General features: G+C 64.4%; 21 protein-coding genes and 2 pseudogenes. 14 read left to right on the top strand and 9 right to left on the bottom strand.

Annotated elements, in window-relative coordinates:
• Nucleotides 1-6: 6 nt before the first annotated feature.
• The 6 genes from QZ994_RS01685 to QZ994_RS01660 all read right to left on the bottom strand — a co-directional run bounded on the left by QZ994_RS01685 (nucleotide 7) and on the right by QZ994_RS01660 (nucleotide 5,719).
• Nucleotides 7-480 (bottom strand): (2Fe-2S)-binding protein, encoded by a 474-nt coding sequence (locus tag QZ994_RS01685; protein WP_290867351.1) that lies wholly within the window; start codon nucleotides 478-480, stop codon nucleotides 7-9.
• Between the two features lie 27 nt (nucleotides 481-507).
• Complete coding sequence (locus QZ994_RS01680; protein WP_290867349.1) at nucleotides 508-1,323, bottom strand: carboxymuconolactone decarboxylase family protein; 816 nt, start codon at nucleotides 1,321-1,323, stop codon at nucleotides 508-510.
• A gap of 62 nt (nucleotides 1,324-1,385) precedes the next feature.
• A complete protein-coding gene (locus QZ994_RS01675; protein WP_290867347.1) occupies nucleotides 1,386-2,186 on the bottom strand; it encodes an SDR family oxidoreductase in 801 nt (266 codons plus the stop codon).
• Complete coding sequence (locus QZ994_RS01670; protein WP_290867345.1) at nucleotides 2,183-3,247, bottom strand: NAD(P)-dependent alcohol dehydrogenase; 1,065 nt, start codon at nucleotides 3,245-3,247, stop codon at nucleotides 2,183-2,185. Before QZ994_RS01670 ends, QZ994_RS01675 begins: the two co-directional genes overlap by 4 nt.
• 32 nt (nucleotides 3,248-3,279) lie before the next feature.
• Complete coding sequence (locus QZ994_RS01665) at nucleotides 3,280-4,260, bottom strand: aldo/keto reductase (protein WP_290867343.1); 981 nt, start codon at nucleotides 4,258-4,260, stop codon at nucleotides 3,280-3,282.
• A gap of 16 nt (nucleotides 4,261-4,276) precedes the next feature.
• Nucleotides 4,277-5,719, bottom strand: a complete 1,443-nt coding sequence (locus QZ994_RS01660; protein ID WP_290867341.1) for an MFS transporter — start codon at nucleotides 5,717-5,719, stop codon at nucleotides 4,277-4,279.
• 105 nt (nucleotides 5,720-5,824) lie between these two features.
• Between QZ994_RS01660 and QZ994_RS01655 the strand changes: the two are divergent.
• A pseudogene (locus tag QZ994_RS01655) lies at nucleotides 5,825-6,070 on the top strand (LysR family transcriptional regulator); the annotation flags it as partial.
• Nucleotides 6,071-6,178: 108 nt separating this feature from the next.
• Here QZ994_RS01655 and QZ994_RS01650 read toward each other — a convergent pair.
• A pseudogene (locus tag QZ994_RS01650) lies at nucleotides 6,179-7,279 on the bottom strand (IS3 family transposase).
• 502 nt (nucleotides 7,280-7,781) lie between these two features.
• Nucleotides 7,782-8,561: an IclR family transcriptional regulator gene (locus QZ994_RS01645; protein ID WP_290867339.1), complete on the bottom strand. Its 780-nt coding sequence runs from the start codon at nucleotides 8,559-8,561 to the stop codon at nucleotides 7,782-7,784.
• A 227-nt stretch (nucleotides 8,562-8,788) separates the two neighbouring features.
• On the opposite strand from QZ994_RS01645, the gene QZ994_RS01640 reads away from it, so the two are divergent.
• The 13 genes from QZ994_RS01640 (at nucleotide 8,789) to QZ994_RS01580 (ending at nucleotide 20,652) form a co-directional block, all read left to right on the top strand.
• A complete protein-coding gene (locus QZ994_RS01640) occupies nucleotides 8,789-9,631 on the top strand; it encodes a cyclase family protein (protein ID WP_290867337.1) in 843 nt (280 codons plus the stop codon).
• A gap of 3 nt (nucleotides 9,632-9,634) precedes the next feature.
• Entirely contained in the window at nucleotides 9,635-9,982 is a 348-nt protein-coding gene (locus QZ994_RS01635; protein ID WP_290867335.1) for a cupin domain-containing protein, read from the top strand.
• The gene (locus QZ994_RS01630; protein ID WP_290867333.1) at nucleotides 9,979-10,779 is read left to right on the top strand and encodes an SDR family oxidoreductase; all 801 of its coding nucleotides are present in this window, start codon (nucleotides 9,979-9,981) and stop codon (nucleotides 10,777-10,779) included. The genes QZ994_RS01635 and QZ994_RS01630 overlap by 4 nt, the downstream gene beginning before the upstream one ends.
• Before the next feature lie 3 nt (nucleotides 10,780-10,782).
• Complete coding sequence (locus QZ994_RS01625) at nucleotides 10,783-11,697, top strand: 3-hydroxyacyl-CoA dehydrogenase family protein (RefSeq protein ID WP_290867331.1); 915 nt, start codon at nucleotides 10,783-10,785, stop codon at nucleotides 11,695-11,697.
• A 12-nt stretch (nucleotides 11,698-11,709) separates the two neighbouring features.
• Nucleotides 11,710-12,645 carry a 3-keto-5-aminohexanoate cleavage protein gene (locus QZ994_RS01620; protein WP_290867330.1) on the top strand — a complete coding sequence of 312 codons (936 nt, stop codon included), beginning with the start codon at nucleotides 11,710-11,712 and terminating at the stop codon, nucleotides 12,643-12,645.
• 28 nt (nucleotides 12,646-12,673) lie between these two features.
• Nucleotides 12,674-14,038: an outer membrane beta-barrel protein gene (locus QZ994_RS01615; RefSeq protein ID WP_290867328.1), complete on the top strand. Its 1,365-nt coding sequence runs from the start codon at nucleotides 12,674-12,676 to the stop codon at nucleotides 14,036-14,038.
• A 13-nt stretch (nucleotides 14,039-14,051) separates the two neighbouring features.
• Nucleotides 14,052-15,248, top strand: coding sequence for an amino acid ABC transporter substrate-binding protein (locus QZ994_RS01610; RefSeq protein ID WP_290867326.1), 1,197 nt, complete (start codon nucleotides 14,052-14,054; stop codon nucleotides 15,246-15,248).
• Nucleotides 15,249-15,272: 24 nt separating this feature from the next.
• Entirely contained in the window at nucleotides 15,273-16,148 is an 876-nt protein-coding gene (locus QZ994_RS01605) for a branched-chain amino acid ABC transporter permease (protein ID WP_290867324.1), read from the top strand.
• Nucleotides 16,148-17,146 (top strand): branched-chain amino acid ABC transporter permease, encoded by a 999-nt coding sequence (locus QZ994_RS01600; protein ID WP_290867322.1) that lies wholly within the window; start codon nucleotides 16,148-16,150, stop codon nucleotides 17,144-17,146. The genes QZ994_RS01605 and QZ994_RS01600 overlap by 1 nt, the downstream gene beginning before the upstream one ends.
• The gene (locus tag QZ994_RS01595; protein WP_290867320.1) at nucleotides 17,143-18,714 is read left to right on the top strand and encodes an ATP-binding cassette domain-containing protein; all 1,572 of its coding nucleotides are present in this window, start codon (nucleotides 17,143-17,145) and stop codon (nucleotides 18,712-18,714) included. The genes QZ994_RS01600 and QZ994_RS01595 overlap by 4 nt, the downstream gene beginning before the upstream one ends.
• Before the next feature lie 104 nt (nucleotides 18,715-18,818).
• On the top strand, nucleotides 18,819-19,529 hold the full coding sequence (locus tag QZ994_RS01590; RefSeq protein ID WP_290867318.1) for a CoA transferase subunit A: 711 nt from the start codon (nucleotides 18,819-18,821) through the stop codon (nucleotides 19,527-19,529).
• A gap of 3 nt (nucleotides 19,530-19,532) precedes the next feature.
• Nucleotides 19,533-20,183 carry a CoA transferase subunit B gene (locus QZ994_RS01585; RefSeq protein WP_290867316.1) on the top strand — a complete coding sequence of 217 codons (651 nt, stop codon included), beginning with the start codon at nucleotides 19,533-19,535 and terminating at the stop codon, nucleotides 20,181-20,183.
• 124 nt (nucleotides 20,184-20,307) lie between these two features.
• A complete protein-coding gene (locus QZ994_RS01580; RefSeq protein ID WP_290867315.1) occupies nucleotides 20,308-20,652 on the top strand; it encodes a hypothetical protein in 345 nt (114 codons plus the stop codon).
• Nucleotides 20,653-20,918: 266 nt separating this feature from the next.
• Here QZ994_RS01580 and QZ994_RS01575 read toward each other — a convergent pair whose 3' ends face one another.
• Nucleotides 20,919-21,968, bottom strand: a complete 1,050-nt coding sequence (locus QZ994_RS01575; protein WP_290867313.1) for a LacI family DNA-binding transcriptional regulator — start codon at nucleotides 21,966-21,968, stop codon at nucleotides 20,919-20,921.
• Nucleotides 21,969-22,052: the final 84 nt, after the last annotated feature.

Below are 22,052 nucleotides of genomic sequence, written 5' to 3'. Positions count from 1 at the left end.
GCTCCTTCAGGCCATGGCCCTGGCGGCATCGGCAACTGCGGCACGGATGCGGTCATAGGTGCCACAACGGCAGATGTTCCCGGACATCGCCGAGTCAATTTCTTCGGCTGTGGGCAAACGCCCCTTGGGCAGCGAAGCCAGGAAGGCCGTGGCCGTCATGATCTGACCACTCTGGCAATAGCCGCACTGCGCCACGTCATGCTTCACCCAGGCCGCATGCACCGCCGCGCCCACGCGGTCCCGACCGTCAGTCACGGCTTCGACCGTCGTGATGCGCCGGCCTGCGACGGCCGAAACCGGCGTGACGCAGGCGCGAATCGCCTGGCCGTCCAGGTGCACGGTGCAGGCGCCACACAGGGCCGCACCGCAGCCGAACTTGGTGCCGGTCATGCCCAGGCTGTCCCGCAAGACCCAGAGAATGGGCGTGCCGGGGTCGATATCGACCTGGTGGACTTTGCCGTTGACGTTGAGCGTGCTCATGATGCGTTCCCGAGTTGCAGATGGGTGTCAGGGCTTGGGCTGGGAGAAGACGTCGCGCGCCACACCGATGGCGGTCACCGTGTTGGGCCAGCCCGCGTAAAAGGCCAGGTGCGTCAGCACCTCGACCAACTCAGCTTCCGACAGCCCGTTCTGGCGCGCCAGGGCCAGGTGCCCCTTCAACTGTTCCGGGCGGTACATGGCGGTCAGTGCGCTCACCGTCGCCAGGCTGCGATCCCGCCGGGACAGCCCGGGACGGGCCCAGACATCGCCGAACAGCACCTCGTCGGTGAGCTGGGCGAACTTCGGTGCGATGTCGCCGAACAGCGTCTGCCCCTGACTGGGCTGAGCGCCCGCCGCCTTGACCACGGTGGCCGGCGCGACGCGATACTGCTCCTCGGGCACTTGCTCCATCCAATCGGCAGCGCTGCCATTGAGCATCTCGGTGATGGCGATATGGGTCATCGCGCTGTCCGGCGCGGCGCCATGCCAATGCTTGACGTGGGGAGGAATGTGAACCACATCGCCGACGCGAATTTCCTCCACCGGCCCGCCCCACCGCTGAATGCGGCCGATGCCTGCGGTAACGATGAGGGTCTGACCGAGCGGATGACTGTGCCAGGCCGTGCGCGCCCCGGGCGTGAAGCTCACCGAGCCGGCAGAGGCGCGTTCCTCGCCGCTGGGGGTCTGCAGCATCTCGACGCTGACCTTGCCGGTGAAATTCTGTTCAGGGGCGATGTAGGCGGCCCGGCTGCCTGCACGGCTGATTTGCAGTTCAGTGCCGGCGGCAACCGCCGGGTCGAGCACGGACAGGGCCATGGCAGCGGCTGTGACGATGGATTTCATAAGGTAGTTCCTTGTTGCTTGGCTGTCCGGTCGCGCCAGCTGGGCCAGCGCCACCGATGAGATCAGGCGGTGGCCACTTGGCCGTAGTCCTCACGAACACGTGCAGGCTCAGACTCCAACGGCATGTTGGCCTCGTCGAGGATGGCGTCGAGCGCCCTGGGACGGTCGGCCAGCAGCGCGCCAAACAATCTGTCCAGGTCCTCTTGGGCCGAACCGCGCTCGGCCACCAGTTCCAGGGTCTTGCCCGTGGCTGGCGCGGATGTCAGGCTGTGCACCAGGACCTGCGCGATCTGCAGCCGTGCGACGACACCGTCGCTGGGGTCGCCGGCATGGCGCTTGTCGCCCTGCAGGAAAACCAGGCGATGCTGATCCGCGGCGTTGTAGTCGAACCACCCTGGGCGAACGATGGTGTAGGGCATGCCGCTGGCTCGCACCAGGCGTTCGCCTCGGCGCTTCCAGTCATGCGCTTGCGTCGACCGGTTGTAGGCACCGGTGCGGTTGGTGGTGCCGATGGATGTCATCAGGGCTATGCGCACAGGGCGGCCGCCCAGGGCCTGCAAGACGTTGCGGACCGCGCCGTAATCCACCTGCTCGGCCCCCTGCTTTCCACCGCCGTCGGAGCCATGCGTGAAAACGATGGCGTCGATGTCCGCGACTGCGGACACAAGCGTGTCCGCCTTGGTCAGGTCCGCGACCACACGCAGCGCGGCGGCAGGCAGTGATCGAGCGCGCGCCGCGTCCCGGACCAGCGCACGTACCGTGTGGCCGCGACCCAGCGCCTGCTCGACCACGAGCCGCCCGATGCTGCCGGTGGCGCCCACGACCAGGACCTTCAGCACCGGCGTCGTGGCTGCTTCGGTCATGCCGCCACCTCTTGCCTGAGCGAAGCCATGTCGATCACGAAGCGGTACTTCACGTCCGACCGGAGCATGCGCTCGTAGGACTCGTTGATGTCCTGGATGCGGATGACTTCAATGTCCGAGTGGATGCCGTGCTGGCCGCAGAAGTCCAGCATCTCCTGGGTTTCAGCGATGCCGCCAATCAGCGAGCCGGCCAGCCCCTTGCGGCTGAAGACCAGCGGGCCGGTGTTGAAGTCTTCCAGGGGGCCAAGGTAGCCGACCATGACGATGGTGCCGCCTGAGGCCAGCGTAGGCACATAGGGGTTCACATCGTGCTTGTAGGGCACCGTGTCGATGATGAGGTCGAATCGGCCGGCCACGGCGGCCATTTGGGCCGGGTCGGTAGAGATGACGATGTGGTCCGCACCCAGACGGCGCGCATCGGCCTCTTTGCCCGGTGAGCGGCTGAAGAGGGTGACCTCCGCGCCCATGGCTTTGGCAAGCTTGAGGCCCATGTGGCCGAGACCGCCCAGGCCGACAATGCCCACCTTGCTGCCGGGAACGACGTTCCAATGGCGCAGCGGCGAGTACGTGGTGATGCCGGCGCACAGCAGCGGCGCGGCACCGGCCAGGTCCAGCGCGTCCGGCACCTTCAGCACGAAATGCTCGGCCACCACGACCTTTTCGCTGTAGCCACCTTGCGTGCGCGTGCCGTCGACTGGGTCCGTGCCGTTGTAGGTGTAGGTCGCCCCGTTCTCGCAATACTGCTCCCAGCCCTTGCCGCAGGCGCCGCAGTGGCGGCAGGACTCGACCATGCAACCCACACCGACGCGGTCACCCGCCTTGAAGCGGGTGACTTCGGGACCAACCTCCAACACGCGTCCGACGATTTCATGGCCCGGCACCATCGGGTACTTCGCATTGCCCCAGTCGTTGCGCACGTTGTGCACATCCGAGTGGCAGACGCCGCAATACAGGATATCGATGACCACGTCGTCAGCGCGCGGGCTGCGGCGGTCGAATTGGAACAGGCCGAGGGGGCCAGTCGGGGATTGGGCTGCGTAGCTCTTGACGGGATAGCTCATGGGGGAATGTTCCAGAAAGGTGGTTCTAGGTTTCAGCGCCCGACCCGGGCGGCCAGCTGGGCGGGATAGCGCGCGCCTTGCACAGGGATGCGCGCGAGCACCTCGGCGATGCGCTCAAGGTCGGCCTGGCTCAAGGTCAGCTGGGTCGACGCCAGGTTCTCCTCCAGACGGTGCAGCTTCGTCGTGCCGGGGATGGGGGCGATCCAGGGGCGCTGGGCCAGCAACCAGGCCAGCGCCACTTGGGCTGGCGTTGCGGTCTTGGCTTGCGCGATGTCGCCAAGGGCATCAACCAGGGATTGATTGGCCTGGCGGGCCTCAGCGCTGAAGCGCGGCACGACATTGCGGAAGTCGTCCTTGGCGAACTCAGTGCTCGATGTGATTGCGCCCGTGAGGAACCCCTTGCCCAGAGGACTGAAAGGCACGAAGCCAATGCCCAGCTCCTCCAACAACGGAAGGATGCTCAGCTCGGGCTCACGCCACCACAGCGAATATTCACTCTGCAACGCTGCGATGGGTTGCACCGCATGCGCACGGCGGATCGACTCCTCCCCGGCCTCGGACAAGCCGAAGTGGCGCACCTTGCCCTCGGCAATCAGGTCCTTGACCGCACCCGCCACATCCTCCATGGGTACCCGGGGATCGACGCGGTGCTGGTACAACAGGTCGATGTAGTCGGTGCGCAAGTGTTTCAGCGAGTTCTCGACGACGACGCGGATGCGTTCGGGCCGGCTGTCCACACCGGCCATGGCATTGCCGTCCTTGAATCCGAACTTGGTGGCGATGACGACCTGATCGCGCACCGGCGCCAGCGCTTCACCCACCATTTCTTCATTCAGCGCACCGTAAGCCTCGGCCGTATCGAAAAAGGTCACCCCTCGGTCGAAGGCCTGCCGGATCAACTGCACGGCTGCGCCGCGATCCATCGCCGGTCCATAGGCGAAGCTCAGACCCATGCAGCCCAAGCCCAGTGCCGAAACCTCCAGACCGCTGCGGCCAAGTTGACGTTTGTTCATGGTTGTCCTTTCAAGTTCAGTGGGTGGCCGGCAGTGCGTTGGCAGCACCTGGCAAGGGGCGTCGCTGGACAACACAGCTGATGACGACCAGCAAGGCCAGCGCCAGCAGGACCGCGCTCGCATCCAGGCTCATCGACACCCGGTGGGCGAGATCGACCGTGGCGTCCGGGCTGTAGCCGCCAGCAGCGGAGAACACCACCACCAACATCGCCAAGCCGACGGAGCCCCCCAGTTGGTGGGATGCGTTCACCAGCCCGGATGCCGCGCCCGCATCGCTGGGCGCAACGCCGGCCACACCGGCGACCGTCAGCGGGCTCAAGGCCAGGCCCTGGCCGATGCCGAGGACGACCATGGGCAGCGCCACACTGCTCAGATAGCTGCTGTGGGCACCGACTTGGGCCAGCCAGGCCATGCCTGCGGCGGTCAGTGCCACGCCGGCCGCCAGCACGCGGTCATTGCCAAAGCGATGGGCCAGGCGGGAAACGCCCAGGGCCGCCAGCAACTGGACGATGGTGGCGGGCAGGAAGGCCATGCCCGCCTGCAATGGCCGCATGCCCAGAACGCCCTGCAGGTATTGCGTCAGGTAGAACCAAAAGCCGATCACGCCGGCCAGGAACAGCAGCCTGGCGGCATAGGCACCCGAACGTGCGCGGTTGTTGAAAAGACGCAGCGGCAGCAGCGGCTGTGCGGTGCGTGCTTCATGGGTGAAGAATCCGGCGAGCAGCACGGTGCCGGCAAGCAGGGGCAGCCAGCTTTGCGGTGCCAGCCAGCTCGTTTCTGCAGCTTCGACCAGACCGTACACCAGGGCAACCATGCCCACCGTCGACAGCACAGCACCGAGGACGTCGAGGCGACCGGCGTGCTTGGGTGTTTCCTCGACGTAGCGCAGCGCGCCCCAGACAAGTGCCAGACCGATGGGCACGTTGATGAAAAATCCCACACGCCAGGACAGCAGGTCGGCCAATACACCACCCAGCACCATACCGATACTGGCGCCCACGCCGGCGGTGGCCCCGTACCAACCCAGGGCCTTGGCACGCTCGGCGCCGTCGGTGAAGGTCACCGACAACAGCGAAAGCGTTGCCGGGGCGAGGATGGCCGACCCCATGCCCTGCACGGCCCGGGCGCCGACCAGGAAGGCTGGAGACGGCGCCAGGCCAATCGCCAGGGATGCCAACAGGAACACCACCAAGCCGAGCACGAACATGCGCTTGCGGCCGAACAAATCGCCGGCCCGGGCGCCGGCCATCAGCAGCCCGCCAAAGCTGAGTGTGTAGGCGGTGTGGACCCACGACAGCGCCGCCGGGCTGAAGCCGAGGCTTTCGCGAATCTTGGGCAGGCCGGTGATGACGATGGAGATGTCCAACACGATCATCAGGTAGCTGGCCAACACCAGCAGCAGCACGCCTGCGCGATGTCCGACCTGGGTGCCGCCGGTTCGATGGGGTGAAGAGTTCATGTCCGGAACTTTAGGCACACCTCTTTCAATCAACTAGATGACAAATGCTTGAACCATATTCAAGCAGATGTTTAAATTAACACCTTCATCTTCTTGAAAATAGTTATGGCCATCAATGAGTTAAGGGCCATCGCCACGTTGGCGAGGGCCGTCGAGTTGGGCAGTATCCGCAAGGCTGCGCTGTCGCAAGGCGTGACGGCTCAGGCGGCGAGCCAGGCCTTGCTGCAGTTGGAAGAGCACCTCGGGGTGCGGCTGCTGAACCGGACCACGCGCAGCCTGTCGCTGACGGATGAGGGGCAACGATTCCTGGAAACGACCCGGCCTGCGCTTGCCACCCTGGATCGTGCCCTTGACCTGCCCCCTCCAGCCATTCCAATCAGTTGGAGAGAGGCCCAAGGGTTGATCCGATCCCATTTGCCGAGCCAGCCGTACCGATAGTCCGGGCTGTTCAAGGAGCCACTAGGCAGGCTCCAACTCCTTGATCTTACGGGCGTATTCAGCGGGCGTCAGGTAGTCGAGAGCACTGTGAGGTCGGCTCTCGTTGTAGTCCCTTCGCCAAGCCTCTAAAAGCCGTTGAGCCTCGTCCAACAAGGCAAACCAGTTCACGTTCAGGCACTCATCCCTGATGGCTGCCGTTGAAGGTATCTACAAAGCTGTTGTCCGTTGGTTTGCCGGGTCTGCTGAAGTCCAATCGCACCCCATGGTGGTAGGCCCACATGTCCATCAGACGGCCAGTGAACTCGCTGCCGTTGTCGGCGAAGACAACTTTGGGTGCGCCATGCCATCGCACCAAGCGGTTGAGCGTCTCAACCACATGTTCACCTCGGAGTCTCAAGCCCGCGTCGACTGCCAGCGCTTGCCGACTGAAGACATCGACCACCGTCAAAATTCTGAACTTGCCCCCATTGCCGAACTGATCGGCCACGAAATCCATTGACCAGACCTCACCGGGTCTCGTAGCTGCAAAGCGCTGTCGACGTTGTATGACCATCTTGCGACGCTTGGGCAGCTTGGAGCGCAGTTGCAGCTCTTCCTCACGGTAGATGCGGTAACACTGCTTGCGCCCCAGTTGCCAGCCTTCGCGTTTGAGCAAAACATGAAGACGCCGATACCCGTAGCGGATTCGGGTTTGTGCCAGCTCCTTCATGCGAAGTCGCAGTTCTGGCCTAGGGTCGCGAACAGGCTGGTAGTACAGCGTGCTGCGCGACAGTTTGATGAGCGTGCAGGCCCGACGTTGACTGATGCAGTAGTGGCCCATGACATAGGCCACAGCTTGCTTCCTCAGCGCGGGCCGCCCCATTTTTTTGCGGCTACGTCCTGCAAGATTGCCTTATCCAGACTCAGATCGGCCACCAGCCTCTTGAGCCGAGCGTTCTCTTCCTGTAGCTGCTTGAGTTCGCGGGCCTGGTCGGGCTCCAGGCTGCCGTATTGCTTCTTCCAGCGGTAGTACGTGGGCTCACTGATCCCAAGCTTGCGGCATAAGTCCGCCACTGGCATTCCCATCTCCGCCTGCTTGAGCGCTGCGACGATTTGCTCGACCGAAAACCGACTCTTCTTCATCATGTCCTCCGCTAGCCCCTGCTGGGGCCAATGTGCCGGAAAACTATCGCTTCAGATGGCTCGACTTTCTGAGCTCAGATCACCAGCAGGACCATCTAGCCACATGCGCAGGCCGCAGTAGTACCACTTGCCGCATTGGCGATCGAAAGCAGTTCTTCTTGAGCGTTGGATTTGGCTGGTCATGGGGACTCCGATATGGAAAGTCCCCGCGATGGCTAAGCCTCTGTACAGGCATCGGGGCATCGCGCCTTACCGACGGTGCTGCAGGTTGTCCTGACAGCGGGTTCAACCTCCCGGTTGAACGCGTTGCTAGTTTGCCAAACAGCTTTGCTGGTTGCAAGCGATGGCGCCTCGTGTTGTGTAGCCCCTGCACAGGGGTTTCGAGGGCAGGTGGTCACCATTGGGCAGCAGCCCACTTCCACAATTCCCAGGCTGGTTCACTTGTCGTGGCACTGAGAGGCTGGCCCCAGCGCCGTGTGGCTTGTCAACGAGGTCTGAGATCTCACAACAGGCCGTGCAGGCGGGCAGAGTTCAACATCAGCGTCTTCTCCAACTGCTTGCGCATGCCATCAAAGCGCTGCGTTGGCACGGGAATGGAGATCGCAATCATCTCGCCGGTGGACACGCGCAAGGCCGTGGCCACAGCAGAAATGCCCATCGAGTTTTCTTCCAGGTCATGGCTCAGGCCGGTCTCCCTGGCCTTGTCCAACTCGGCCATCAGCACGGGCCACGATGACACGGTATGCCGCGTGATGCGTGTGAGTTTGAGCTTGGGTTTGAGGTTGGCCCGCTCCTCGTCGGTCATCAGGGCCAGCATGGCCTTGCCTGGCGCGGTGGAGTGCAATGGGAAAGACACCCCGATGGCGGATTCGGCGCGCAGGCGGTGCACACCCACGATCTGCTCCACGAAAACCAGCTTGTCGCCGTCGAGGATGGACAAGTCGACCGTCTCGCCGCACTCCAGAGAGATTTCCTGAAGGATGGGGCGCGCGATCTCGGCCACTTCGAAGCGTGTGGCCGCAGCCAAGGCCAACAGAGCTGGGCCCAGCCGGACACCCCGCGTGGGTGAGGCCGCGATGACCAGGTTCTCCCGGTCCAGCGCTTCCACGATGCGCTGCACGGTCGAGCGGGCCAGCCCCAACAACTTGGCCAACTCACCCAAGGACAAGCCCTGAGGGTGGTCTTTCAATGCCCGCAGCACCGCGGCTGCACGCGCGATCACCTGGATCCCGCTTTTGTCGGCAGATGCGCCGGCTTCCTTGCCTGATTGCTCCGAGTTCACGTTTTTTTGCTTTCGAACGGTGTGTGTCTTCGCGCTGGTGCCCAGTGTGCCAGCCGCGCTGGATCGGGTTTCTGCTGTCAGGGATTGTCCCATTGGCGAGGGGTGAGTTCCTGAACGACTATGCCTTCATCGAATCGCATTGCGGTACAGCTGTACCGGATAGTGGTTGGATAAAGATCTCAACCTGCCCGCACCCAACCGGGGTGTGGCGCCATCAGGAGTCAAGCATGACCACGACGATCCGCGGTACGGAGTACCAGGAGAACCTCAACAACGACATGGGCCTGGAGTTCTATGACCTGAGCCACCCCTGGGGCCTGGGGCAGCCCTGCTGGCCGTATTTCGAAGACGTGAAGATCGAACGTCTGCACAGCATGGCCAAGTCAGGTGTGCTGACCCAGAAGATCACCACCGTGATGCATTCGGGCACGCACATCGATGCGCCGGCTCACGTCGTGGAGGGCACGGCCTTCATGGACGAGGTGCCCCTGCCGCACTTCTTCGGCACCGGCGTGGTGGTGTCCATCCCCAAGGGCAAGTGGGAGGTGATCACCGCCGAGGACCTGGAGAAGGCCTCGCCCCAGATCCGAGAGGGCGACATCGTCATCGTCAACACCGGATGGCACAAAACCTACGGCGACAACCGCCAGTACTACGCCTACTCGCCCGGCTTCTACAAGGACGCCGGTGAGTGGTTCGCCAAGAAGAAGGTGAAGATGATCGGCACCGACACCCAGGCCCTGGACCACCCCCTGGGCACGGCCATTGGCCCGCACGGCCCGGGTTGGCCCAACGGTCTGCTGCCCGATGTGAATCGCGAGTACGAACGCGAAACCGGCCGCAAGGTGATCGAAGACTTCCCCGAATGGGAGCCCTGCCACCAGGCCATCCTGAAGGCTGGCATCTGCGGCATCGAGAACGTGGGCGGCGAGATCGACAAGGTCACCGGCATGCGCGTCACCTTCGCCGCCTTCCCATGGCGCTGGACCAAGGGTGACGGTTGCATCGTGCGCCTGGTGGCCATCGTGGACCGCAAGGGCAGCTACCGCATTGCCAACGGCAAGGACTGAGCCATGTTGGTCAAACGCTTCGGCGAGGCCCAGCCTTACGAGGCCCCGAACCACTACGACATGCGCTCGCTGCGGCTGCTCGGCTTCGAGCAGGGCGGCCCCGAAAGGCTGTGGATCGGACTGTCCCACTTCCTGCCGGGTGGCGGGGCGGGGCCAGACAGCTCGCCGTTGGAGAAGGTGTACGTGGTGCTGCAAGGCGCCATCACCCTCAAGACGGCCGCCACGGAAGTGGTGCTGGGCCCCCTGGACAGCTGCTGCATCCCGCCTGGTGAGGTGCGTGAAGTGAAGAACCACGGCAATGAGGTGGCCACGATGCTGGTCGCCATGCCGTATCCGGAGAAGACGCCATGAGCGATTGGTTGAAGAACCCGCTGTCCCTGTTTGAGGTGCGGGGCAAGGTGGCCGTGGTCACCGGTGCTTCCGGGGCGTTTGGGTCGCTGGCGGCACGTGTGCTGGCGGCGGCCGGCGCCCGGTTGGTGCTGGCCGCAGGCAACGAAGAGGCCTTGGCCGACACGGCCCAGGCTTGCCGTGAGCTAGGCGCCGAAGTGCGCACCGTGGCACGCCGGCCGTCGACCGAAGCGGCCTGCGCGGACATCCTTGATGTCGGCTTGCAGGCTTGGGATGCGCTGGACATCCTGGTGGTGGGCTCGGGCCTCAACGACCCGTGTCCCATCACCGAGATGCCGCTGGCGCGGTTCGAATCGGTGATGGATGGCAACGTCACCAGCGCCTGGCTCTTGTGCAAGGCCTTTGGCGAGCGAGTCATTCCCCATGGGCGCGGCGGCAAGGTGGTGCTGGTGTCGTCGGCTCGCGGCAAGCTGGGGCACCCGGCGGGCTACAGCGCCTACTGTGCTTCCAAGGCGGCCACCGACGGCCTGACCCGCGCGCTGGGCTGCGAATGGGGCAAGCACGGCATCACCGTCAACGCCATCGCGCCCACCGTGTTCCGATCGCCACTGACGGCCTGGATGTTCGAAGACACCGACAAGGCTCGCGAGGTGCGTGGCGGCTTCCTGCAACGCGTGCCGCTGGGCCGCCTGGGTGAGCCGGAAGACCTGGCCGGCCCCTTGCTGTTCCTGTGCTCCAAAGCCTCGGACTTCCACACCGGCCACACGGTGTACGCCGATGGCGGCTACACGGCGGGGTGACGCATGGCCCACCCTGAACGCATCGCCATCATTGGCGCCGGCCTCATGGGCCATGGCATCGCGCAGGTCTTCGCGGTGGCCGGTCACCCGGTCAGCGTGTTCGACGTGTCCACCGATGCACTGGTCTCCTTGAACGCGCGCATCGCCGACAACCTGAGCAGCCTGGGGTTGTCGCCTGAGATTGCCCAGCGCGTCAAAGCCCACGCCCAGCTGCCCGCTGCCGTGCGTGACGCCGACGTGGTCATCGAGGCTGGCCCGGAAAACCTGGCGTGGAAACAGCAGCTGTTTGCTGAGCTGGAAACCCTGGCTCCGGCCCATGCACTGCTGGCCAGCAACACCTCCGTGATCCCTATCACGCAGATCATGTCGGGCCTGCGCACCGGCCGCCGCGCCCTGGGCACCCACTGGTGGAACCCGCCTTACCTGGTGCCCCTGGTGGAGGTGATCAAGACACCCGAGACCGGAGACGCCGAGGCACAGCAGATGTTCGACCTGCTGGCCCGCACCGGCAAGACGCCTGCGATGGTGCACAAGGATGTGCCAGGCTTCATTGGCAACCGCATGCAGCACGCCTTGTGGCGCGAGGCCATCGCGCTGGTGGCCGAGGGCGTGTGCGACGCCGAGACCGTGGACACCGTGGTCAAGGCCAGCTTTGGTCGACGCCTGCCGGTGCTGGGCCCATTGGAGAACGCCGACCTGGTGGGCGTGGACCTGACGCTGGCCATCCACGAGACCGTGTTGCCACACATCGATCACACGGCGGGCCCATCGCCCTACCTGAGCCAGCTCGTCGCCCAAGGGAGGCTGGGCATGAAGACCGGCCAGGGCTTTCGCAGCTGGAGCAAACAGGCCCAGCAAGACCTCAAGGACAAGGTGCGTGCCCACCTTGTCGCCATGAACCAAGCCGAATCACGATGAAGGAGCCACACCATGGCCAAACCCAACAAGGTCATCATCACCTGCGCAGTGACCGGCGCCATCCACACGCCGGCCATGTCGCCGCACCTGCCGATCACGCCAGAGGAAATCGCCAAGGAGGCGATCGACGCGGCCAAGGCTGGTGCTGCCATCCTGCACCTGCATGCGCGTGATCCGCATGATGGCCGCCCCTCGGCCGACCCGGAGGTGTTTGAACAATTCCTGCCGGCCATCAAGGAGGCCACCGATGCGGTGATCAACATCACCAGCGGAGGCTCCACCAAGATGACGCTGGCCGAGCGCCTGGCGCCGCCGCTGCGCTTCAAGCCCGAGATGGCCTCCTTGAACATGGGTTCGATGAACTTTTCCATCCACCCGGCGGCCAGCAAGATCAAGAACTGGAAGTACGACTGGGAAAAGCCTTACGTGGAAGGCACCGAAGACATCATCTTCCGCAACACCTTTAGGGACATCCGCCACATCCTCCAGGACCTGGGTGAGGGCTGCGGCACGCGCTTCGAGTTCGAGTGCTACGACGTGGGCCACCTCTACAACCTGGCGCACTTTGTGGACGCCGGCCTGATCAAACCACCGTTCTTCATCCAGACCATCTTCGGCATCCTGGGCGGCATCGGGCCGGACCCGGAGAACGTCGACTTCATGCGCCAGACGGCCAACCGCCTGTTTGGCAACGATTACCACTGGTCGGTGCTGGGCGCCGGTCGCCACCAGATTTCGCTGCTCACGTATGCAGCCATCCGCGGAGCCAACGTGCGGGTGGGGCTGGAGGACAGCCTCTATTTAGGGCGTGGCCAGCTCGCCCCCAGCAACGCCTCACAGGTTCGCAAGATCCGCACCCTGCTGGAAGAGCTGGGGCTGGAAGTGGCCACCCCGGCCGAGGCCCGCGCCATGCTGGCGCTCAAGGGCGGTGACCAGGTCAGTTTCTGATCAGACGACACCAACAGGAGACACCCACGTGAAGCGCACCCTCACCCCTGTTGCCCTGGCTGCGGCCTGGGCGCTGACGATGTCTGGCCCGGCCGCGCTGGCCCAGTCCGACCCCGATTCCCCGCCCGTGGCGGACACCGCACCGTATGCCTTGTTCGACGGATTCGAGCAGGCTACAGGCATCAAGCTGCAGGGCTACCTGCAGGCCGGCTACGCGGTGAACAACCGCTCCACCCACGCCCAGGCCACTGGCGGCCACAGCAACTTCCCCGTGGTCGGCCCCAGCGACGAGGGTCTGCAGCTCAACGAGTTGCACGTGGTGATGAGCCAGGCCATGCGAGGCAACCTGTTGCCCCGCATCACGCCCCTGCCAGGCCCTGTGCCTTGGGACTATTCCTGGGGCTTCAACGCAGAGCTGCTTTACGGCCGCAATGGCCTGCCCGCCAGCATGCATGGCCTGGACGCCGACTGGCGGGTGAACCAGAGCCCCAGTGGCGTGGCGCCGGGCTCGAACCGACAGAACTACTGGGCCACGCCGCAGGTGTATGCCGAAGCCTATCTGCCCTGGTGGCAGGGCGTGGCGGTGATGGCGGGGCGTTTCGGCGCCGGGGTGGGTTACGAAATCCCGCCCTCGTTCCGCCCGGGGCCGGACTTCTTCTATTCACGCACCTATGCATTCGTGGCCCAGCCTGACCAGGTGGCCGGCGTGCTGGCCTCGGTGAACGTGCTGCGCAGCGAGCTGGGTCTGGTGGCCACCGAGATGGGCTTGGTCAACGGTCGACAGAACTGGCGTGACAACAACGGCGACAAGAGCCTGATTGGCGCGGTGCGCTGGCGCAGCAGCGACATGGCCACCTGGGTGGACTACAGCTTCATGAGCGGCAATGAGCAAAGCGATCCGGATGTGACGCCGCAGATGCCCACCTCCCGGCTGATCTCGCCGCGTGGCCAGCGCCGCTCGCACCATTCGCTGAGCATCGTGGCTCACCCCATGGACCGCGTGGAGGTGCATGCCGAAGCCCTGATGGGCGAGCAAAAAGGTGATGGTCAGGCCGACACCATCGACATCCTCACGGGGCCCGGCTTCACCGGTGGGCGCTACCGCGGCTTGAATGCCCAGGTCAGCTGGCGTGCCCGCGACACGCTGCAGTACGCGGTGCGCGCCGAGACCTTCCAGGACCGCAAGGGCATCGCGCTGTTCCCCGTCACCGCCGTGCCGGGCGACTTCAATGCCTTGACCCTCGGTGCCCGCATCGACCTGACGCGCAATGTCTTGTTGCGCCCCGAACTGCGCTACGACTGGCAAAGCCACAACCAGGGCGTGAAGGCCTTTGGCGGCGGCAGCGCCAGCAACCAGACCACCTTGTCCGCTGACCTGGTCTTCTATTTCTGAGCAGGAACACACCATGAGTTTTCACACACGTTTGATCGCCCTGTCTGCTGCCCTGGTGGTATTGCCCGCGTTCCAGCCGGCCCACGCTGCCGATGAGATCGTCATTGGCGCTTCCCTGCCCTTGTCTGGCACGCTGGCCGGCTTCGGCATGTACCAGAAGTGGGGGTATGAGACCGCCATCAACGACATCAACAAGGCCGGTGGCCTGACCGTGGACGGCAAGAAGCTGCCCGTGCGCCTGGTGGTGCGCGACGACAAGACCGACCCCAACGCCACCGCAGGCAACACCGAGACCCTGATCTCGCGCGACCAGGTCACCGCCATGCTGGGTTCGTGCACGCCAGCCCTGGTCAACGCCGGTGCGCTGGTGGCCGAACGCCGCAAGGTGCCGCTCGTGACGGGCTGTAACCCCATCAAGGCCTTCCTGGCGGTGCGCAAGTGGCAGTACGCATGGACCATTTTCTTTGACGAGGCCGACCTGGCCGCCGCACCGTTCAAGATGATGGCGGACTACAACCTTGTCACCAACAAGCGCATTGCCGTGCTGGCCGACAACGGGCCCGATGGCCGCGTGGTGGGCGGGCAGTTGTGGCCCCAACTGGCCAAGGAAGGTGGCTTCGAGGTGGTGAACAACGCTTCCTTCCCCGTGGATGCGCAGCAGTTCACCTCGATGATCTCCCAGGCGAAGGCTGCCAGCGTGGACATCGTGCTGGTGGACGCGATCCCGCCGCAGGGCATGGCGATCCGAAAGCAGATGGCCTCGGCCGGCCTGCAGCCCAAGCTGCTGGTGGTGGAAAAGGGCGCCGAGCCGGAGATGTTCTCGCAAGGTCTGGGCAAGCTGGCCCATGGCGTGCTTGTGGGCGGCTACTGGGACCCGAGCTTCCCGTACCCTGGTGCGGCCGACCTGGCCAAGCGCTTCGAGACCGAGACGCGTCAGTCACAAAGTCAGCACATCGCGGATTCTCACGCCGCTGCCGTGGTATTGCTGGACGCCATCGCCCGAGCGGGCTCGCTGGAGCGCGACAAGATCAATGCCGCCCTGGCCAAGACCGACAAGCAGACCGTGGTCGGCCAGGTGAAGTTTGACGCCTCCAACGTGTCCCGCATCCCCATCACCGTCATGCAATGGCAGAACGGCAAGTCTGTGGTGGTGTGGCCTGCCAACCGCGCCAACGGCAAGCTGGTCTTCCCGCTGCCTGCAGCCAACTGAGCCGCTGGGCCAAAGGAGCAAGCCATGCTTGATGTGTCAATGGTGTCCAGCAGCATCGCTTCGGGCGTGCTGCTGGGCGGCATGCTGGCGCTCACCGCGCTGGGCCTTTCAATTTCCCTGGGGGTGATGAAGCTTGTGAACCTGGCCCATGGGGAGTTCCTGGTGGGCGGGGCCTACCTGGGGCTGTTCATGCTGAGCTGGCTGGGGCTGGACCCGCTGCTGGGCCTGCCTCTCATCGGGGTCGCCATGGCGTTGATCAGCATGCCCTTGCAACGCCTGCTGATCGCCCCGCTGGCTGGCAAGGGCATGGAGGCACCGATGATGACCATGTTCGGTGCGTCCATCATCTTGCAGAACCTCTACCTGTTGGGCTTTCACGCCGACACCCGCACCATCGACACGCCTTATGCGGCCCGCCCGCTGACGGTGGGGCCTGTCACCGTGCCCGAGATCTACTTGATCGGCTTTGCCGTCTCGGTGGTGGTGGTGTTGGGCGTGCACATCCTGGTGAGCAAGACGGGCTTTGGCCGGGCCTTGCGTGCCAGCGCCGCCGACCCCACAGCCGCAGCGGTGCTCGGCGTGGACGTGCGCCGCGTGCATGCCCTGACCTTCGGTCTGGGCGCCGCCTGTGCGGCCATGGGCGGAGTGCTCATCGGCACTGCGTTTTCCTTCACACCCAGCACCGGTGCGACCTACTTGCTCATCAGCTTCGCGGTGGTGGTGCTGGGCGGCATTGGCAACATCCACGGCACCTTGCTGGCTGGTGTCGCCCTGGGTGTCATCCAGAGCCTGGGCGCCATGTGGCTGGGCGATGGTTACCGAGACCTCATCGGCCTGCTGGTTTTCCTGCTGGCCCTGGCTTTGCGCCCCACGGGCATGGTTTCCCAAGGAGTCCGCTGATGAACACCTCCACTTCCTTGATTGCAAGAGAGGCCAATGTGCCTGTGATCCGTCATCGCTTCGTGCGTCATTCGGGCTCTGCCCTGATCGCTTTGCTGTTGCTGGCCGCGGCCATGGGCAGCGGCGGCCTGTCCGATTACGGCCTGGAAATCGGCTTTCGCCTGATGTTGATGCTGACGCTGGCCGAAGCCTGGAACCTGCTGGCCGGTTACGGCGGGCTGGTGTCATTGGGCACGGCCGCATTCTTCGGTGTGGGCGCCTATGCGATGGTGAGCCTGCTCAATGCCGGATTCGGCATCGCCAGTGCCTGGCTGCTGGCGGGCAGTGGCGCGGCCCTGCTGGCCTTGCTGTTGTCGCGTGCGGTGTTCCGCCTGAGAGGGCTGTACTTCACTGTGGGCACGCTGGCCATGGCCGAGTCGGCTCGCCTGTTCATGGTCAACCACAACGGCTTTGGCGGCGCCACAGGCATTTTCCTGCAAAGTGACCCACCCGGCCTGCGTGCCTTGTTCCTGCTGGCTGTGGGCCTGGCGGCGCTGACCACGCTGCTGATGTCATGCATCACTGGATCGCGTCTGTCCATCCTGCTGCGTGCCGTGCGTGATGACGAAGACGCCGCGCAGCAAATGGGGGTCCGCCCATTCCGCATCAAGCTGCTCGCCTTCCTGATCGCCAGCTTCCTGATGGGGCTGGGCGGGGCGCTGCAGGGCCTGAAGCTGGGCGCGGTCGAACCCTATGGCACCTTTGGCCTGCAGTGGACGGTCAACGTGCTGTCCATCGTGATCATCGGCGGACAGGGCCTGCGCGCCGGGCCGTTGGTGGGTGCCATCTTCGTGGTGGCCCTGGGTGAGCTGCTGGCCGATTACCCCGCCGTGCACCTGTTGCTCACTGGGCTGATCCTGATCCTGGTGATCCGTTTCGCGCCCAAGGGCCTGGTGGGGCTGATGGGGAAGGGCAGGGCAGCGGTCGCCCGCTGGAGCAACAAGGAGCAAGCCGCATGAACACGATCCAAACAAGCCAAGAAGGCCCATTGCTGGTCATGAAGGATGTGGTCAAGCGCTACGGTGGCCTCACCGCCACCGACCACGTGTCGCTGAGCATCCAGCCCGGTGAAGTGTTGGGCATCATCGGCCCCAATGGTGCGGGCAAGTCCACGCTGATCGGCTTGCTGGGTGGAGCCCTGCAAGCCAGCGAAGGCCGCATCGTGTTCCTGGGCCAGGACGTGACCACGCTGGCGGCCAGCGAGCGTGCCCGCCTGGGCATAGGTCGCACCTACCAGATCCCCCGGCCGTTCATGGACATGACGGTGCGCGAAAACCTGCTGGCGGCACGTTATTCCCTGCACCCATTCGCGTCGGCTCAAGAAGTGCAAGCCGCCTGCGACCACATCCTGCAGCGCACTGGCATGCTGGACGCGGCTGACCTGCCCGCCCGAGGCCTGCCGCTGTTGCGACGCAAGCGCCTGGAGGTGGCCCGTGCGCTGGCGCTCGACCCCAAGCTGCTGCTGCTCGATGAGGTGGGTGCCGGTCTGGTGGACGCGGAGGTCAGCGAGTTGATCGAGCTGATCCAGTCCCTGCGCTCCGAGGTGGCCGGCATCGTCATCATCGAGCACGTGCTGCGCGTGGTTCGTGAGTGTTGCGAGCGTCTTGTGGTGATCAATTTCGGCAAGAAAATTGCCGAGGGTCCGACCAGCGAGGTGCTGGCCAGTGAGGAGGTGTCCGCCGTCTACTTGGGCACCGCGCACGGACAGGCTCCTGCACCCGATGCGCCGGGCACGCCTGCTGTGCCTCTGTTCCAGGGCAGCCTGAACGCCTTGTGGGATGCACAAGGGCTGAAGCAAGCCAAGCAAAGCCAGCAACCACTGCTGCAGCTCCAGGGCGTCCACGCCGGGTACGGCCAGGCGCGTGTGCTCAATGGCATTGACCTTTCGGTGCACCCGGGGCAGGTGATGGCCATCCTCGGCACCAATGGCGCAGGCAAAACCACGCTGGCCCATGTCCTGAGCGGGGCCATTCGGCCCACGTCAGGTCAGTACCTGATCGATGGCAAAAACGTGACCGGCTTGCCTGCCCATGTGATCACACACAAGGGCATTGCCCAATGCATGGAGGGCCGTCGCATCTTCTCGCCGCTGACCGTGGAAGAAAACCTCATGCTGGCGGCACGTTCAGTGGCCCCGGCCGACATGCGGGTGCGGCTGGATCAAGTCTACGCCCTGTTCCCGGACCTCAAGGAGCGTCGCCGCCAGAGTGGCACCTCGATGTCCGGCGGGCAACAGCAGATGCTGGCCATCGGCCGTGCCTTGATGTCCCGGCCTCGCCTGGTGCTGTTTGACGAGATCAGCTTGGGGCTGGCTCCGGTGATGATGGACCGGCTCTACCAGGCCTTGTCAGCCCTGCGTGAATTGGGTCTGACGATGCTGATCGTCGAGCAGGACGTGGAGCGGGCGTTGGACCTGGCCGACGCCGTGCACGTGATGGAGCATGGGCGTTTTGCGTTGTCGGGGCCGGCATCCAGCATCCGCCATGACCCGATGCTGCGGCACCTCTATATCGGCACGGCCGATTGATGGTCTCGCTGGTGACTTGTGTCCACTCAAGCCGATCACAAGCGTGATGTCCCGTACCGACATGGCGGTCTCACAATTTTTTGGCCTGGTAAGGCCCAGACAACATGAACAAGACCTATCCCGATGCGGCCAGCGCTTTGGCCGGCATCGTCCAAGACGGACAACTGATGGCCGTGGGGGGCTTCGGCCTCTGCGGCATCCCGGAAGCGTTGATCGACGCGCTGCAAGCCACCGGCGTCAAGGACTTGACGGTGATCTCCAATAACGCCGGGGTCGATGGTTTCGGCCTGGGCAAGCTGCTCAACACGCGCCAGATCAAAAAGATGATCTCCAGCTATGTGGGAGAGAACAAGGAGTTCGAGCGCCAGTACCTCTCGGGTGAACTGGAGCTGGAATTCACGCCCCAGGGCACGCTGGCCGAGAAGCTGCGTGCCGGTGGCGCAGGCATCCCCGCCTTCTTCACCAAGACGGGCGTGGGCACCCTGGTGGCCGAAGGCAAGGAGACGCGCGAGTTCGATGGCGAGCTCTACGTCATGGAGCGTGGCCTGGTGCCCGATGTGGCCCTGGTCAAGGCCTGGAAGGCCGACAAGTCGGGCAACCTGGTGTTCCGCCGCACGGCGCGCAACTTCAACCCGGCGGCGGCCATGGCTGGCAAGCTCACCGTGGTGGAAGTGGAAGAGATCGTCGAGACCGGTGCCATCGACCCCGATGCCGTGCACCTGCCCGGCATCTATGTGCACCGCATCGTGCTGAACGCCTCGCCCGAGAAGCGCATCGAAAAGCGCACCACCCAACAGAACCCGAAGGGAGCCTGAGCCATGGCATGGACCCACGACCAGATGGCGGCCCGCGCCGCCCAGGAACTGCAGGACGGCTTCTACGTGAACCTGGGCATCGGCCTGCCCACCCTGGTGGCCAACCACGTGGCCCCGGGCATCGACGTGTGGCTGCAGTCTGAAAACGGCATGCTGGGCATTGGCCCCTTTCCGAACGAGGACGAGGTCGATGCCGACCTGATCAACGCCGGCAAACAGACCGTGACCACCTTGCCGGGCAGCTCGATCTTTGGCAGCCACGAGAGCTTTGCCATGATCCGCGGCGGCAAGATCAATTTGTCCATCCTGGGGGCCATGCAGGTGTCCGACAAGGGGGATCTGGCCAACTGGATGATCCCGGGCAAGATGGTCAAGGGCATGGGCGGTGCCATGGACCTGGTGGCCGGCGTGGCCCGTGTGGTGGTGCTGATGGAGCACGCTGCCAAGAGCGGCGAGCACAAGCTGCTGCAGCAGTGCGCGCTGCCACTCACAGGGGTGGGCGTGGTCGACCGCGTCATCACCGAGCTGTGCGTGATGGACGTGACCCCAAAGGGCTTTGTGTGCGTGGAACTGGCCCCGGGCGTGAGCGAAGACGAGGTGCGTGCCAAAACCGGTGCACAGATCGCTTTCCTTGACGTAGCGGTGAACGGTTGATGAACATGCGTGTGGGCGCACTCGCCGGTGAAATGCGCACCAGCGTGCCTGACCGCATGCCCTGAACATGGATGCGGCAGGTGGCCACTGAACTGGTAGCAGGCCAGTCCAAGGGCGAGATCAGATGGCGGAAGCTGAGTGGCGCATCGCAGGGGCACATGTCTTCTTTGGAAAGAAGCGAAACACTGGGGACCGAATTGCACTACCGTTAGATCAAATCGATGCGGTGTTAGTGCAAAACCCAGAAGACATTGCAAATTTCACGGCCATCTTGGTGGACATGGCGGCTGTGCAAAGTGCTGCGGAAGTTCCCCCCGTTCTTCGCCAACCAGAGTCCTTGAAGCTGCTCGGCGAGGTGTACCGGGGAGCTGATAACGGCCCCGTCTATGACTTTGCCGCCAAGGGAGGGTGTTCAATTGAAGTTTTTGAGGTGATGTCTATGACTTTGCTCTGTATTGAGCCGCGGTGATTCTCGGGGCTTTCGAGGGAGTGCTATCTGCGGCTTTGTTGGCAATGAACATCGACTGATCTGACTGAATAAGGTCTGTCGGAGTTGGAGAATGGGCTGTTGAAGCGGGCTGGGTTTTCTGCGCTGTCCCATATCAAGCCAGTCCTTGCCTGTGACCCACAACATGATGCTGCCTGCGTGCCCACTCGCTGCGAGGCAGGTGAGGGGGCCTCGTGTGTCGCAGCCGCGGGGCACCGCCTGTCAGGCTGGTCACTTGCGCTTTGCCCTCATGGATGCAAGGGGATGCTAGCAACATGAGGCAAATTGAACGGCGTGATGACCTCGATGTCAGATCGCATGAGTTGGCTGCCAACTGCCGACAAGCCTTGTGCCTGCATGAAATGCAAACATGCCATGTGCAAGTCATGGTGCAGGTCGTGGTGCAGCACCGCGCTCAACCGACCTGCGCGCAACAGCGCGAGGTTGTCCGCATCGAGGTCGTGGCCAATGAATGGCCGGCATGCGCGCCCGGCCTTGTCGAAAGCCGCCAGGATGGCCTGGTTGGCCCCACCCACCGAATACACAGCCGACACGCCCGGCCGTGAGGCCAGCAAGTGGCGCACAGAAGCGGCCGTGGGTCCAGGCAGGCCGCGCCCCTTGTCCAGCACATGCACCTTGCAAGCGGGCCGCATGGTGGCGAGGGTGCGCGTGAAGGCCTGGATGCGTTCATCCTCCCCCTGAAAGCGCTGCCCGCTGCTGGACACCAGCACCTCGGCCCTGGCCTTGGCTGAGGGCATCCACTGCGCCATCAGGTAGGCGGCGGTTTCACCCGCACGCTGGTTGTCCAGGCCCACGTAGGCATGGGCGGGTACGCCCTTCAAATCCGTCACCAGGGTAACCACAGGGATACCCCGCTTCATCAAGCGCAGCACCGCCTCGTTCACCTCGGGCACATCGGGCGCTTTGAGCAAGACCCCGTGGCTGCCGCGTCGGGCGATGCCGTCCAGCACCGCCACCAGGTCGGCCACGCTCAGGGTCTCGGCCAGATGTTCCCGGGCACGGAAGACGGCCGGCCGCGCCTGCCGCATGGCCGAGCCCAGGGTCTCGCGCACGATGCGGCTGAAGCGCTCAGGCGCCTCCATCACCAGGTCGATCATGACGCGTCGGCCTGTGAGACCGATCTGCTGTTGCTGCCGGGCCAACTCTGCGCAGGCCTGTTCCACGCGCCGCCGGGTGGTGGCACGCACACCTTCACGCTGATGCAGCACACGGTCCACCGTGGCCAGGCTGACGCCTGCCTGGAGGGCGATTTCCTTCATCGCAATGGGGTGGGCCATGGCATGTCTCGGGTTCGGAAGGGGGGCGAGGGTCGCACCATTCTGAGGTCTTTTTGAGGTGTTTGGGCCTGTGAGAACCGCAGC

Origin of the sequence: Aquabacterium sp. (assembly GCF_021768455.1) — a bacterium.
Classification (GTDB): Bacteria; Pseudomonadota; Gammaproteobacteria; order Burkholderiales; family Burkholderiaceae_C; genus Aquabacterium.
Note: the sequence above shows the minus strand (reverse complement) of the source record. Positions and strands in the feature narration are given on the sequence as shown.

Bases quoted from the DNA above. Each gene is read 5' to 3' on its own strand.
- QZ994_RS01685 (WP_290867351.1), bottom strand. From the start codon at position 480: ATGAGCACGCTCAACGTCAACGGCAAAGTCCACCAGGTCGATATCGAC.
- QZ994_RS01680 (WP_290867349.1), bottom strand. From the start codon at position 1,323: ATGAAATCCATCGTCACAGCCGCTGCCATGGCCCTGTCCGTGCTCGAC.
- QZ994_RS01675 (WP_290867347.1), bottom strand. From the start codon at position 2,186: ATGACCGAAGCAGCCACGACGCCGGTGCTGAAGGTCCTGGTCGTGGGC.
- QZ994_RS01670 (WP_290867345.1), bottom strand. From the start codon at position 3,247: ATGAGCTATCCCGTCAAGAGCTACGCAGCCCAATCCCCGACTGGCCCC.
- QZ994_RS01665 (WP_290867343.1), bottom strand. From the start codon at position 4,260: ATGAACAAACGTCAACTTGGCCGCAGCGGTCTGGAGGTTTCGGCACTG.
- QZ994_RS01660 (WP_290867341.1), bottom strand. From the start codon at position 5,719: ATGAACTCTTCACCCCATCGAACCGGCGGCACCCAGGTCGGACATCGC.
- QZ994_RS01640 (WP_290867337.1), top strand. From the start codon at position 8,789: ATGACCACGACGATCCGCGGTACGGAGTACCAGGAGAACCTCAACAAC.
- QZ994_RS01635 (WP_290867335.1), top strand. From the start codon at position 9,635: ATGTTGGTCAAACGCTTCGGCGAGGCCCAGCCTTACGAGGCCCCGAAC.
- QZ994_RS01630 (WP_290867333.1), top strand. From the start codon at position 9,979: ATGAGCGATTGGTTGAAGAACCCGCTGTCCCTGTTTGAGGTGCGGGGC.
- QZ994_RS01625 (WP_290867331.1), top strand. From the start codon at position 10,783: ATGGCCCACCCTGAACGCATCGCCATCATTGGCGCCGGCCTCATGGGC.
- QZ994_RS01620 (WP_290867330.1), top strand. From the start codon at position 11,710: ATGGCCAAACCCAACAAGGTCATCATCACCTGCGCAGTGACCGGCGCC.
- QZ994_RS01610 (WP_290867326.1), top strand. From the start codon at position 14,052: ATGAGTTTTCACACACGTTTGATCGCCCTGTCTGCTGCCCTGGTGGTA.
- QZ994_RS01605 (WP_290867324.1), top strand. From the start codon at position 15,273: ATGCTTGATGTGTCAATGGTGTCCAGCAGCATCGCTTCGGGCGTGCTG.
- QZ994_RS01600 (WP_290867322.1), top strand. From the start codon at position 16,148: ATGAACACCTCCACTTCCTTGATTGCAAGAGAGGCCAATGTGCCTGTG.
- QZ994_RS01595 (WP_290867320.1), top strand. From the start codon at position 17,143: ATGAACACGATCCAAACAAGCCAAGAAGGCCCATTGCTGGTCATGAAG.
- QZ994_RS01590 (WP_290867318.1), top strand. From the start codon at position 18,819: ATGAACAAGACCTATCCCGATGCGGCCAGCGCTTTGGCCGGCATCGTC.
- QZ994_RS01585 (WP_290867316.1), top strand. From the start codon at position 19,533: ATGGCATGGACCCACGACCAGATGGCGGCCCGCGCCGCCCAGGAACTG.
- QZ994_RS01580 (WP_290867315.1), top strand. From the start codon at position 20,308: ATGGCGGAAGCTGAGTGGCGCATCGCAGGGGCACATGTCTTCTTTGGA.
- QZ994_RS01575 (WP_290867313.1), bottom strand. From the start codon at position 21,968: ATGGCCCACCCCATTGCGATGAAGGAAATCGCCCTCCAGGCAGGCGTC.